11 protein-coding genes are annotated in these 12724 nt (G+C 58.2%); 4 read left to right on the plus strand and 7 right to left on the minus strand.

From position 1 onward, the window contains the following. Window positions 1-139 precede the first annotated feature (139 nt). Window positions 140-733 (plus strand): GTP cyclohydrolase II, encoded by a 594-nt coding sequence (gene ribA / locus CPH57_RS09680; RefSeq protein WP_019452695.1) that lies wholly within the window; start codon window positions 140-142, stop codon window positions 731-733. A 57-nt stretch (window positions 734-790) separates the two neighbouring features. Here the strand turns inward: ribA and acnA are convergent, their stop codons facing one another. The 5 genes from acnA to topA all read right to left on the minus strand — a co-directional run bounded on the left by acnA (window position 791) and on the right by topA (window position 8209). After that, a complete protein-coding gene (gene acnA / locus CPH57_RS09685) occupies window positions 791-3463 on the minus strand; it encodes an aconitate hydratase AcnA (protein ID WP_042784668.1) in 2673 nt (890 codons plus the stop codon). A gap of 223 nt (window positions 3464-3686) precedes the next feature. Further along, complete coding sequence (locus CPH57_RS09690) at window positions 3687-3923, minus strand: hypothetical protein (protein ID WP_050440103.1); 237 nt, start codon at window positions 3921-3923, stop codon at window positions 3687-3689. 352 nt (window positions 3924-4275) lie between these two features. After that, window positions 4276-5250 carry an HTH-type transcriptional regulator CysB gene (gene cysB, locus CPH57_RS09695; RefSeq protein WP_004930690.1) on the minus strand — a complete coding sequence of 325 codons (975 nt, stop codon included), beginning with the start codon at window positions 5248-5250 and terminating at the stop codon, window positions 4276-4278. A 221-nt stretch (window positions 5251-5471) separates the two neighbouring features. Next, the gene (locus tag CPH57_RS24775) at window positions 5472-5606 is read right to left on the minus strand and encodes a hypothetical protein (RefSeq protein ID WP_255201708.1); all 135 of its coding nucleotides are present in this window, start codon (window positions 5604-5606) and stop codon (window positions 5472-5474) included. 5 nt (window positions 5607-5611) lie between these two features. Next, complete coding sequence (gene topA, locus CPH57_RS09700; protein WP_015378045.1) at window positions 5612-8209, minus strand: type I DNA topoisomerase; 2598 nt, start codon at window positions 8207-8209, stop codon at window positions 5612-5614. 427 nt (window positions 8210-8636) lie between these two features. Between topA and CPH57_RS09705 the strand changes: the two genes are divergently transcribed. Then, window positions 8637-8888 carry a YciN family protein gene (locus tag CPH57_RS09705; RefSeq protein ID WP_033650243.1) on the plus strand — a complete coding sequence of 84 codons (252 nt, stop codon included), beginning with the start codon at window positions 8637-8639 and terminating at the stop codon, window positions 8886-8888. Between the two features lie 50 nt (window positions 8889-8938). On the opposite strand, the gene sohB is transcribed toward CPH57_RS09705, so the two are convergent. Beyond that, the gene (gene sohB / locus CPH57_RS09710) at window positions 8939-9985 is read right to left on the minus strand and encodes a protease SohB (RefSeq protein ID WP_033650242.1); all 1047 of its coding nucleotides are present in this window, start codon (window positions 9983-9985) and stop codon (window positions 8939-8941) included. A gap of 359 nt (window positions 9986-10344) precedes the next feature. On the opposite strand from sohB, the gene CPH57_RS09715 reads away from it, so the two are divergent. Beyond that, window positions 10345-11106 carry a YciK family oxidoreductase gene (locus CPH57_RS09715; protein ID WP_033643264.1) on the plus strand — a complete coding sequence of 254 codons (762 nt, stop codon included), beginning with the start codon at window positions 10345-10347 and terminating at the stop codon, window positions 11104-11106. Window positions 11107-11119: 13 nt separating this feature from the next. Continuing rightward, a complete protein-coding gene (gene cobO / locus CPH57_RS09720) occupies window positions 11120-11710 on the plus strand; it encodes a cob(I)yrinic acid a,c-diamide adenosyltransferase (protein WP_033643265.1) in 591 nt (196 codons plus the stop codon). A gap of 39 nt (window positions 11711-11749) precedes the next feature. On the opposite strand, the gene rluB is transcribed toward cobO, so the two are convergent. Next, complete coding sequence (rluB, locus tag CPH57_RS09725) at window positions 11750-12655, minus strand: 23S rRNA pseudouridine(2605) synthase RluB (RefSeq protein WP_033643266.1); 906 nt, start codon at window positions 12653-12655, stop codon at window positions 11750-11752. Between the last annotated feature and the right edge of the window lie 69 nt (window positions 12656-12724).

Below are 12724 nucleotides of genomic sequence, written 5' to 3' on the forward strand. Positions count from 1 at the left end.
CCCGGCAAGAAGTTGTGGCAAAATAGCCGATAATTAACGAAATAGAGATCGGCGTAGCACGTTTTAGTCTTGGTCAATGCACTGACCGGACTTAGGATGCGCGACAATGATTGAATCGTAGGTTTTTGTGGAGAGTGACATGCAGCTTAAACGGGTGGCAGAGGCTAAACTGCCGACACCTTGGGGCGATTTCCTGATGGTAGGATTCGAAGAACTGGCGACCGGGCACGATCATCTGGCGCTGGTATTCGGTGATATTTCCGGTGAAGCGCCGGTGCTCGCACGCGTGCATTCCGAATGTCTGACCGGCGACGCGTTGTTCAGCCTGCGCTGCGACTGCGGTTTTCAGCTGGAAGCCGCGCTGGAGCAGATCGCCGAAGAAGGCCGCGGCATCCTGCTTTATCATCGCCAGGAGGGCCGCAATATCGGCCTGTTGAACAAGATCCGCGCCTATGCCCTGCAGGATAAGGGCGCAGACACCGTGGAAGCCAACCATCAGCTCGGCTTCGCCGCCGACGAACGCGACTTCACCCTGTGCGCCGACATGTTCAAACTGCTGGGCGTCGACGCGGTGCGCTTGCTGACCAACAACCCGAAAAAGGTCGAGATCCTGACCGAAGCCGGTATCAATATCAGCGAGCGCGTGCCGCTGATCGTCGGCCGCAATCCGAAGAACGAACACTATCTGGCCACCAAGGCCGCCAAAATGGGCCATTTGCTCGACCAGAAGTGATCGCCGCCACGGTGAAAACAATCAGGGCGCCTTGCGGCGCCCTTTTTACTGCCCGATTTACAGCATTTTCCTGATTACGTAGTGCAGGATGCCGTCGTTTTCGTAGTAGGTCAGCTCATTGCCGGTATCGATGCGGCAACGAGTGTCGATCACCTCCTTGCGCCCGTCGGCATAGGTGATATGTACCGGCACCGTCTGGCCCGGCTGCAGCTGTTGCAGGCCGCCGACGCTGATCTGCTCGTCCCCGGTCAGCCCCAGCGTTTTGCGCGTCACGCCCTGCGGGAACTCCAGCGGCAAAATACCCATGCCTATCAGGTTGGAGCGGTGAATACGCTCGAAGGATTCGGCGATCACCACCCGCACGCCCAGCAGGCGCGGCCCTTTCGCCGCCCAGTCGCGGCTGGAGCCGGAACCGTACTCTTTACCGGCGATCACCGCCAGCGGCACTTGCTCCTGCTGGTACTGCATGGCGGCGTCGTAGATAGACAGTTGCTGCTGCGACGGAATATGGCGGGTATAGCCCCCCTCCACGCCCGGCACCATTTCGTTGCGGATGCGGATGTTGGCGAAGGTGCCGCGCATCATCACTTCGTGGTTACCGCGGCGCGAACCGTAGGAATTAAAGTCCTGCGGCGCCACGCCGTGCTCGCTCAGGTAACGCCCCGCCGGGCTGTCGCGCTTGATGTTGCCCGCCGGCGAGATGTGGTCGGTGGTCACCGAATCGGCCAGAATCGCCAGAATGCGCGCGTCCTTGATGTCCTGCACCGGATCCGGCTTCACCTTCATGGTGCTGAAAAACGGAGGATGGCGGATATAGGTAGAATCCTCCTGCCATTGATAGGTCGCCGAACCGGTCACCTGGATCGCCTGCCAGTTGGCGTCGCCATCGAACACTTCGCCGTATTCTTTGTGGAACATCTCGGTGCGCACTTCTTCCACCGCCTGAGCAATGTCCTGGCTGCTCGGCCAGATGTCCTTCAGGTAGACCGGTTGACCGTCATTGCCCTCGCCCAGCGGCTCTTTGGTCAGATCGATCTTCATGCTGCCCGCCAGCGCATACGCCACGACCAGCGGCGGTGAGGCCAGCCAGTTGGTTTTCACCAGCGGGTGGATGCGCCCTTCGAAGTTACGGTTGCCCGACAGCACCGCGCCCACGGTCAGATCGCCCTCTTTGATCGCCTGCTCGATAGGATCCGGCAGCGGCCCGGAGTTGCCGATACAGGTGGTACAGCCATATCCCACCAGGTTGAACCCCAGTTCTTCCAGATAAGCGGTGAGCTTGGCGCTGTCGAAGTAGTCGGTCACCACTTTGGAACCCGGCGCCAACGACGTTTTTACCCAAGGCTTGCTGCGCAGCCCTTTCTTGACGGCGTTTTTCGCCAGCAGGCCAGCCGCCATCATCACGCTCGGGTTGGAGGTGTTGGTGCAGGAGGTGATCGCCGCGATCACCACCGCGCCGTCGTGCAGCTCGTGCTGCTGCCCATCCAGCGTAAAGGGTTTGCTGTCTGCCTTGGTCTTGTGGCCGCCGATATCCAACTCGGTAGCGGCCTTGAACGCCTGCGGCACATTCGGCAGCGCGACGCGATCCTGCGGGCGTTTCGGCCCGGCGAGGCTGGCCTCGACCGTCGACATATCCAGCGCCAGCGAGCTGGTGAATACCGGCTCATCCCCCGGGTTGCGCCACATGCCCTGCGCCTTGGCGTAGGCTTCCACCAGCGCGATTTGTTCGGCGCTGCGGCCGCTGAGTTTCATGTAGCCGAGCGTGACGTCATCTACCGGGAAGAAACCGCAGGTGGCGCCGAACTCCGGCGACATGTTGGCGATGGTCGCCCGGTCCGCCAACGGCAGATCGGCCAGGCCGTCGCCGTAAAACTCGACGAACTTGCCGACAACGCCGTGCTTACGCAGCATTTGGGTGACCGTCAGCACCAGGTCGGTGGCGGTAATGCCCTCGCGGAGCTTGCCGGTCAGCTTAAAGCCGACGACGTCCGGGATCAGCATCGACACCGGCTGGCCCAGCATCGCCGCTTCCGCTTCGATACCGCCGACGCCCCAGCCGAGAATGCCCAGGCCGTTGATCATGGTGGTGTGAGAATCGGTGCCCACCAGCGTATCCGGATAGGCCACGCGGCGACCGCTTTCGTCACTGTGCCACACCGTTTGGCCGAGGTATTCGAGGTTGACCTGGTGGCAGATGCCGGTGCCCGGCGGCACCACGCGGAAACGGTTGAAGGCTTTCTGCCCCCAGCGCAGGAAGGTGTAGCGCTCGTGGTTGCGCTGCATTTCGATACGCACGTTGTCTTCGAAGGCGTTGTCATCGCCGAATTCATCGACGGTAACCGAGTGGTCAATCACCAGATCCACCGGCGACAGCGGGTTCACCTGGTCGACATTGCCGCCCAGCCGCCGCACCGCTTCACGCATCGCCGCCAGATCCACCACCGCCGGAACGCCGGTAAAATCCTGCATCAGCACGCGCGCCGGACGGTAGGCGATCTCACGGTCAGCATGGCCGGTTTGTAACCAGGCGACGATGGCCTTGAGGTCGTCAACCTGCACGGTATCGCCATCCACATGGCGCAGCAGGTTCTCCAACAGCACTTTCATTGATTTCGGCAACCGGTCGATATCACCCAGCTGCTTCGCCGCCAGCGGCAGACTGTAGTAGTAATATTCGCTATTCAGCGCAACCAGCTTATCCAGACTTGTTTCACGAAGATCGGACGACATAGCTCCTCCATTTCTTATTGTGATTAAAACAGGGTAATCAGTGAGGTCTTGTTTAAAGATACCACAAAGATAAGTTAACGTTTTGATAACAACACGATTTGATCACAGCGATAGGTGAGAACAATCAAGAAGAAGGAAGTGCGAGCGCAGCCAAGGGGTTAGGCCACGCGTCAACGAAAACGCCGCAACGAGGCGGCGTTTTGGCAGCGAAAATCTCGCGGCTTTAGCGGGGTTTGCGCACCAGGCGGCGACATACTGTGAGCACAACTGCAGCAATGATAGCAGAGACACCCAATTTAATGGCAATGACAGCCGAGTCGAAACTATTCATCCCTATTTCACCATCACCGCTAATTTCTATGTTGTTGGAAACGAAGCTGTCGAAAATTCCGTCTGGCAGGTAGCGCAACAACAAAAAGGTTAGCAACAAGAACAGAACAATCCAGAGACTTTTTTTCATTGTGATACCACGCATTTACTGTAATCAGGCTCGCCTTGAACATCTATACGACCGTACGCCATCAGCCCTCGACCTCCAGGCACTCTCACCTTTCTACGTCTTAGCAGCGCATCCCGAAGGATCTGGAAATCACTCGATAAATCAGCGTAGTTAAGCCTGCATATCTGCATAACGTTGAATTTCCATACTCAATTATCCGAACGTTTTGCAGTCTACTTAGAGGCTAACGGGTTGAAAAGAGGACGGCGGCTTTTCAGGATGATCCTGAGAAACAAGGAAGGTGCGGGTTTCCGGGCTAAAAAAACCCGGTTTAGCAGGCGCCTAACCGGGTTTGATTTGATATCGTCAACGATTACTTAATCGGCAGCTTGATGTCCTTGAACATCGCTTCAATTTCTTCGTTGGAGCGCAGCGCCACTGCGCTGTCGACCACGTCGCGCGTCAGGTGCGGCGCGAAGCGCTGAATGAAGTCGTACATGTAGCTGCGCAGGAAGGTGCTGCGGCGGAAGCCGATTTTAGTGGTGCTGTAGGTGAAGATATCGCGCGCATCCACCGTCACCAGATCCGGATCCTGCACCGGATCCACCGCCATGCTGGCGATCACCCCTACCCCCAATCCCAAACGAACATAGGTTTTAATCACGTCGGCGTCAGTGGCGGTAAAGACGATGCGCGGCGTCAGGCCGGCGCGGTTGAAGGCGGTGTCCAGCTCCGAGCGACCGGTAAAGCCGAAGGTGTAAGTGACGATCGGGTAAGCCGCCAGTTCTTCAATGCTGATGCTGCTTTTGCCCGCCAAAGGATGATCGGGCTTCACCACCACCGCACGGTTCCAGTGGTAGCACGGCAGCATGATAAGATCGTCATACAGGTGCAGCGCTTCGGTGGCGATGGCGAAATCTGCGGTGCCCTTGGAGACCGCTTCGGCGATCTGCGTCGGCGAGCCCTGATGCATGTGCAGCGAGACACGCGGGTAACGCTCAATGAAGCCTTTGATCACGTTAGGCAAGGCGTAACGAGCCTGGGTATGCGTGGTGGCGACGTACAGCGAGCCTTTGTCCGGGTAGGTGTGTTCACCGGCGACGGCCTTGATGGCGTCTACCTTGGACAGCACTTCACGCGCGATGCGAATGATTTCCTGGCCGGCCGGGGTGACCTGGGTCAGGTGCTTGCCGCTGCGGGCGAAAATCTGGATGCCCAGCTCATCTTCGAGCATGCGCACCTGTTTGCTGATGCCGGGTTGAGAGGTATAGAGCCCTTCTGCCGTCGAGGAGACATTCAGGTTGTGGTTAACCACTTCCACAATGTAACGAAGCTGCTGCAATTTCATATCTTATACCATCCTAGGTTAAACACTGCGGCTTACCCGCAGCCAGGTATATCGGTGTCGCCCCGGTATGCTGAAACTCACAAGCCATAAACCCCGTGTTCTACCCTGATGGTGAAGAAAACGCCGTTGTTAATAAGCTTTAATAATAAAAAAACTTTTTATATAACCACTATACCACGATGCAGCTTCAAGTATAGATCCGCGTCACACTATGATAACGATTATTTTGCATGGGTATCAACGTGAAACGGCGGTGTCGGAGGGATAAAAACAGCAAAGGATAGATCCGTTTGCCCCTTTTCACCAATAAAAAAACCAGCCGCCAGGGCTGGTTTTTCATCTTGCGGGCAGGACATCGGCCTTACTTCTTGCCTTCGACCCACTTGCCGTCCACGTAGAACGCGGACCAACCGGTCGCCTTGCCGTCTTTTTCAGAGGAGACGTACTGCTGCTTGGTTTTACGGCTGAAACGCACCAGCGTTTTGTTGCCTTCGGCATCCGCCACCGGCGCATCGGCCAGGTAGCGCAGTTTCTCCGGCAGACGATCCTTGAAGCGAGCCAGTTCTTCCACCAGCGGCGCGCGGGTCTCGCGCGATTTAGGGAAGGTGTTGGCCGCCAGGAACACGCCGGCAGCGCCGTCACGCAGCACGAAATAGGCGTCGGACTTCTCGCACGGCAGCTCCGGCAACGGCACCGGATCTTCCTTCGGCGGCGCGACATCGCCGTTACGCAGGATCTTGCGGGTGTTTTTGCAGTTCTCGTTGGTGCAGCCCATGTACTTGCCGAAACGCCCCATTTTCAGGTGCATTTCCGAGCCGCACTTGTCGCACTCCACCACCGGGCCATCATAGCCTTTCAGACGGAACTCGCCCTCTTCGATCTCATAGCCGTCACACGCCGGGTTGTTACCGCAGACGTGCAGCTTGCGCTGGTTGTCGATCAGATAGCTGTCCATCGCCGTACCGCATTTCTGGCAGCGGCGGCGGGCGCGCAGCGCGTTGGTTTCCGCGTCGTCGCCTTCGAGGATGTTGAGCACTTCCGCTTCCGGCACCAGGTTGATGGTGGTTTTGCAACGTTCCTTCGGCGGCAGCGCGTAGCCGGAACAGCCGAGGAAGACCCCGGTGCTGGCGGTACGGATGCCCATCTTGCGGCCGCAGGTCGGGCAGTCGATGCTGGTCATCACCATCTGGTTAGGCCGCATGCCGCCTTCTTCCGGATCCTTCTCCGCCGTTTCAAGCTGCTCGCTGAAGTCGACGAAGAATTCGTCCAGCACCGCTTTCCACTCGGCCTGGTTGTTGGCGACCTCATCGAGGCCGTCTTCCATGCGCGCGGTGAAGTCATAGTTCATCAGCTCGCGGAAGTTCTCTTCCAGACGATCGGTGACGATCTCACCCATTTTCTCGGCATAGAAACGGCGGCTTTCCACCCGCACATAACCGCGATCCTGAATGGTCGAGATGATGGAGGCGTAAGTGGACGGACGGCCGATGCCGCGTTTCTCCAGCTCTTTCACCAGCGAGGCTTCGCTGTAACGCGCCGGCGGCTTGGTGAAGTGCTGGCTCGGGATCAGTTTCTGCAGATCCAGCTCGCTGCCGATTTCGACGAACGGCAACGTGCGATCTTCATCGCCTTTGCGCAGAGCCGGCATCACCTTAGTCCAGCCGTCAAAGCGCAGCGTACGGCCCTTGGCGCGCAGCTGATAATCGCCGGCTTTCACCGTCAGCGTGGTGGAATCGTATTGCGCCGGCGTCATCTGACAGGCGACGAACTGACGCCAGATCAGCTGATACAGCTTCTGCGCGTCCGCTTCCATGTCTTTGAGCTGTTCGGCGAGCACGTTCACGTCCGAAGGACGGATGGCTTCGTGCGCTTCCTGTGAATTCTCTTTGCTGCTGTACTGATTCGGCGCCTTCGGCAGGTATTTATCGCCGAAGTTGTCGCCGATGTAGCCACGCACCATGTTGAGCGCATCCTGGCTCAGGTTGGTGGAGTCGGTACGCATATAGGTGATGTGGCCGGCTTCATACAGCCGTTGTGCCATCATCATGGTTTTCTTCACGCCGAAGCTCAGGCGGGTGCTGGCGGCCTGTTGCAACGTGGAGGTAATGAAAGGCGCGCCCGGCTTGCTGCTGGTCGGTTTGTCTTCGCGATCCAGCACCGTGTAGCGGGCTTTTTCCAGCAGCTTGACCGCGGCGTGCGTCTGCTCGCGGTTGACCGGCTTGAACGGTTTGTCGTGCGCGTGAGTCACTTCCATCTGCAGCGCGGTTTCACCCTTCGCCAGCAGATCGGCATGCAGCTCCCAGTACTCTTCCGGCACGAACGCCTTGATGTCGCGTTCGCGCTCAACCACCAGACGCACCGCCACCGACTGTACGCGGCCGGCGGACAGGCCGCGGGCAATTTTTTTCCACAGCAGCGGCGAGACCATATAGCCCACCACGCGGTCCATAAACCGGCGCGCCTGCTGCGCGTTGACGCGGTCAATGTTCAACTCGCCCGGCTGTTTGAACGCCTGTTGGATCGCGTTTTTGGTGATTTCGTTAAACACCACGCGGCTAAAGCGTTTGTCATCCCCACCGATCACTTCCCGCAGGTGCCAGGCGATGGCTTCCCCTTCGCGGTCAAGGTCGGTTGCGAGATAAATGTGGTCGGCGTTTTCCGCCAACGATTTTAACTCGGCGACCACTTTTTCTTTACCCGGCAGGATTTCATAATGCGCTTTCCAGCCGTGGTAAGGGTCGACGCCCATGCGATTTACCAGCGCCGCCTTCTCATCTTTTTTAACTTTTTTCTTGGCTTTGTCTTCGGTTGAGTCAGCGCTCTTTTTGCTGGCTGAGCCACTGGTCGGCAAATCACGGATATGACCGACGCTGGACTTCACCACGTAGTCACTTCCTAAATATTTATTAATAGTTTTGGCTTTTGCCGGGGACTCAACTATTACGAGAGCTTTACCCATATTTACCTTTACCTAATTTATTTCTTCTAAAAAGAAGTCTTTTATCTCGCCGTGCCGCGGCAATTCGTGTCTCTTTTTTTATATTGCGGCAGTCTGGCAAGAGATCAACAGATTTTTTTCTTTTGGTTGCCCAACTGCTCAACCTGAACGCAAGTTGTTGATCCTGCCTGCTATTCACCCATGCCCCAGAAGTATGGCTGCGTGATTTTTATTCATGGCGTAAACAAAACCTTCCACCCGACGCCGCAAAATCCCACACTGTACCTGATAAAAAGCGTCACGCAACCTAATTAGCACGGAAAGGCAGATTTCGCCAACCGGCCGCCGCCCATGGCCATCCAGACGGCAAATAAACCTTAGTCGGTTTGCGGATAAAAGCGAACCGGCGTTAGAATATGCGCAGCGTTTTTTGTTTGGAGTCTAATAAATGCACAAGAATACTGCACCTATCGGCCGCGAGGCCCTGCTGGCGGAAGCAAATAACATCATCCGCCAACACGAAGATTATCTGCACGGCATGATCGCCACCGACGTTGAACAAAAAAGCGGCGTTTTAGTTTTTCGCGGCGAATACTTTTTAGATGCCGATGGATTGCCCACCGCCAAAACCACCGCCGTATTTAATATGTTTAAACATTTGGCTCACCTGCTTTCGGAAAAATACCATTTGGTCGATTGAGAAAACAAAACGGGGGCGCCTGGCCCCCGTTGATTCCTGCTCTTCTCGCCTTACAACAACGGCTTTTCCCCGCGCTGCCACCAGCGCAACAGCAAACGATCGACGCTTTCCGCCGCGCTGCCGGTGAAACGATCCATCAAACGTTTACGACGCGCATAGCGCACGGCGATCACTTCGTGGTTATCCAACTCGGCGATCAACAAATCGTCGCTGGTGCCGATGGCGTCGATCAGGCCTTTCTCTTTGGCCTGGGTCCCGAACCAGTGCTCACCGGTGGCGACGCTGTCGATGTCCAGCGACGGGCGCTGCTCGTGCACGAAGCGTTTGAACAGCTCGTGCGTTTCGTTCAGATCTTCGCGGAACTTCTCGCGCCCCTGCTCGGTATTTTCACCGAACAGCGTCAGCGTACGTTTAAACTGCCCGGCGGTATGCAGCTCCACGTCGATGTCGTTCTTCTTCAGCAGGCGGTGGAAATTCGGGATCTGCGCCACCACGCCGATGGAACCGATGATGGCGAACGGCGCCGCCACGATGCGATCCGCGACGCAGGCCATCATGTAGCCGCCGCTGGCCGCCACTTTATCCACCGCCACCGTCAGGCGGATGCCGCCTTTGCGCAAGCGCTCCAGCTGCGAAGCCGCCAGGCCGTAGCCGTGCACCACCCCGCCCGGGCTTTCCAGACGCAGCAGGACTTCATCCTGCGCCGAGGCCACCGCCAGCACCGCGGAGATCTCTTCGCGCAGCGACGTCACCTCGTGCGCATCCATGCTGCCCTTGAAGTCCAACACGTACAGGCACGGCTTGGCCACTTCCACCGCGCCGGATTTGGCGCGCTGCTTCTTCAATTTGTCATCAGATTTGGTCTGCTTCTTGAACTGTTTCAGCCAAACCTTTTGCTCGGCAGTATCCATACGCGCCAGGCGCATATCGCGCTGCATTTCGCGATACTGCTCACCGAGATCGGTCAACTGCAGCTCCCCTTTCTGACGGCTCTTGCGTTGCCCCAGACTGACCGCCAGGATGGCCAACGCGGCGATGGCGAGCACCACCGTGGCGACCTTGGCCAGAAACAGGCCATAAACAGATATAAACTCCACAGATTCCGCCTTTATTTACAGGTTGTTAGTATGATTCTTTCCATTTTAGCCAACCGCAGCGCCTGCTGTCGCGGCTAAATGAAAATTCATTGCGTTCTGCACGTCACTATGGAGACGATTCAAGGCCGAACCAAGCCGCCGCCGCGCCGCTTTTGTTACAAAAGAATGTCATTTCAGCCTGCTACGCATTGAAAATGCGTACGGATTAAGGCATATAACACCCATTATTCATCAATATGATGAGACAGATTCGCTGCGCGGCCCGCAGAAGGTCGAGCTCTCGCTCCCGCCCTGGCCGCGCGTTTCACCCTTGCTCCCCACGATACGCGGGAGAACAGCCACCCAGGCGAGGATTTATCGTGCATTACCAACCCAAACAAGATCTACTCGAACAACGCATTATTTTGGTCACCGGCGCCGGAGACGGCATCGGCCGCGAAGCGGCGCTGACCTACGCTCGCTTCGGCGCCCAGTTAGTGCTGCTGGGACGCACCGAGAGCAAACTGCTGGCGGTACAACAAGAGATCGCGGCCCAGGGCGGCGCCCCGGCCCTGGTGGTCACGCTCGACTTACTGCACGCCACGCCGGAGCAATGCCGGCAGATAGCCGACGATCTGGCGCGCCAAATTCCGCGCCTGGACGGCGTGCTGCACAACGCCGGCCTGCTGGGCGACATTGCGCCGATGGCCGACCTGTCGATAACCATGTGGCAAGAGGTGATGCAGGTTAACGTCAACGCCACCTTTATGCTGACTCAGGCGCTGCTGCCGCTGCTGCTGAAATCCCACGCCGGGTCGCTGGTGTTCACCAGTTCCAGCGTCGGGCGCACCGGCCGCGCCGACTGGGGCGCTTATGCGGTGTCGAAGTTCGCCACCGAAGGCATGATGCAGGTATTGGCCGATGAATACAAAAATCGTAATTTGCGGGTAAACTGCATCAATCCGGGCGGAACTCGCACCAAAATGCGCGCATCCGCCTTCCCGCACGAAGACAAAAACAAGCTGAAAACCCCGGCTGACATCATGCCGCTGTACCTGTATCTGATGGGCGAGGACAGCCGGCGAAAAACCGGCATGAGCTTCGACGCCCAGCCGAACCGCAAACCCGGCGCGGCCGAATAATAAGGAGCGTTTCATGGCGGAAGATCGTCATCAACAGCGCCAGCAGCGCCTGAAAGAACAGGTCGATGCACGCATCGCCGCGGCGCAGGACACCCGCGGCCTGCTGCTGGTGTTTACCGGCAACGGCAAAGGCAAAACCACCGCCGCCTTCGGCACCGTCACCCGCGCGGTCGGTCACGGCATGCGCGCCGGGGTGATCCAGTTCATCAAGGGCGAGTGGCCCAATGGCGAAAAGAATCTGCTGCAGCAACATGGCGTTGAATTTCAGGTGATGGCTACCGGCTTCACCTGGGAGACGCAGAACAAGGCAGGCGACACCGCCGCCTGCCAGGCGGTGTGGCAGCACGGCAAACGCATGCTGGCCGACAGCGGCCTGGATCTGGTGCTGCTGGACGAAGTGACCTACATGTTGACCTACGGCTATCTGGAGCTGGAAGAGCTCAAAGAAGCGCTGCGGCAGCGCCCTGCGCACCAAACGGTGATACTGACCGGGCGCGGTTGCCATCGCGAGCTGCTGGAAATGGCGGATACGGTTACGGAGATGCGGCCGGTGAAACACGCGTTCGACGCGGGCATCAAGGCGCAACAGGGGATCGATTGGTAACAAAACGTTCTGGCCCCGAACGGGGCCAGAATGACGGGATTAGCTGCGTTTGCTCGGTTTGCCCGATTTACTCGGTTTGCTGCCCGGCGCACTGCGACGGCCGCTGCCGGCCACCTGCGAGTGACGCTTGACCGCGCGACGGATTTGGTTAGCCTTCACGCGGCGGCGCTCACGCTCCACCGGCATCTTGCTGACCGTTTCCGGTTTCAATTCAACCAGCTCGCGCAGGTAGTTGATCGCCGGCAGATCCAGCTCGGCCCAGCCGCCGCGCGGCAGGCCTTTCGGCAGATCGATGTCGCCGTAGCGTACGCGGATCAGGCGGCTCACCTGCACGCCCACCGCTTCCCACAGGCGACGCACTTCACGGTTGCGGCCTTCGGTCAGGGTCACGTTGTACCATTGGTTGAGGCCTTCACCGCCCTGGAAGCTGATGGTGCGGAACGCGGCCGGGCCGTCTTCCAGTTGCACGCCTTTGCTCAGCTGCTTCACTTTCGCATCGTCGACCTGGCCAAACACGCGCACCGCGTACTCGCGTTCCACTTCACGGCTTGGGTGCATCAGACGGTTGGCCAGTTCGCCATCGGTGGTGAACAGCAGCAGACCAGAAGTGTTGACGTCCAGTCGCCCTACCGCCACCCAGCGCGAACCGCGCAGCTTCGGCAAGCGATCGAACACCGTCGGGCGGCCTTCAGGATCGCTGCGGGTACACAGCTCACCTTCCGGTTTGTAGTAAGCCAGCACGCGGCAGACCACCTCTTCGGACTCTTTGATCGACAGGACATGACCATCCAGACGAATTTTCATCGCCGGGGTCACTTCAACGCGATCGCCCAGCTTGGCGACCTTGCCGTCGACGCTGACGCGCCCGGCTTCAATCATGGTTTCGATTTCACGACGCGAGCCGTGCCCGGCGCGCGCTAATACTTTCTGTAACTTTTCGCTCATTGAGCAACCTCTAATGTCGCCTTCACAGGCGTCGGGGGGATAACCGCCGCGGCCAATCGCCGCAACGGT

The organism is Serratia sp. JKS000199, from assembly GCF_900215455.1.
Classification (GTDB): domain Bacteria; phylum Pseudomonadota; class Gammaproteobacteria; order Enterobacterales; family Enterobacteriaceae; genus Serratia; species Serratia ureilytica.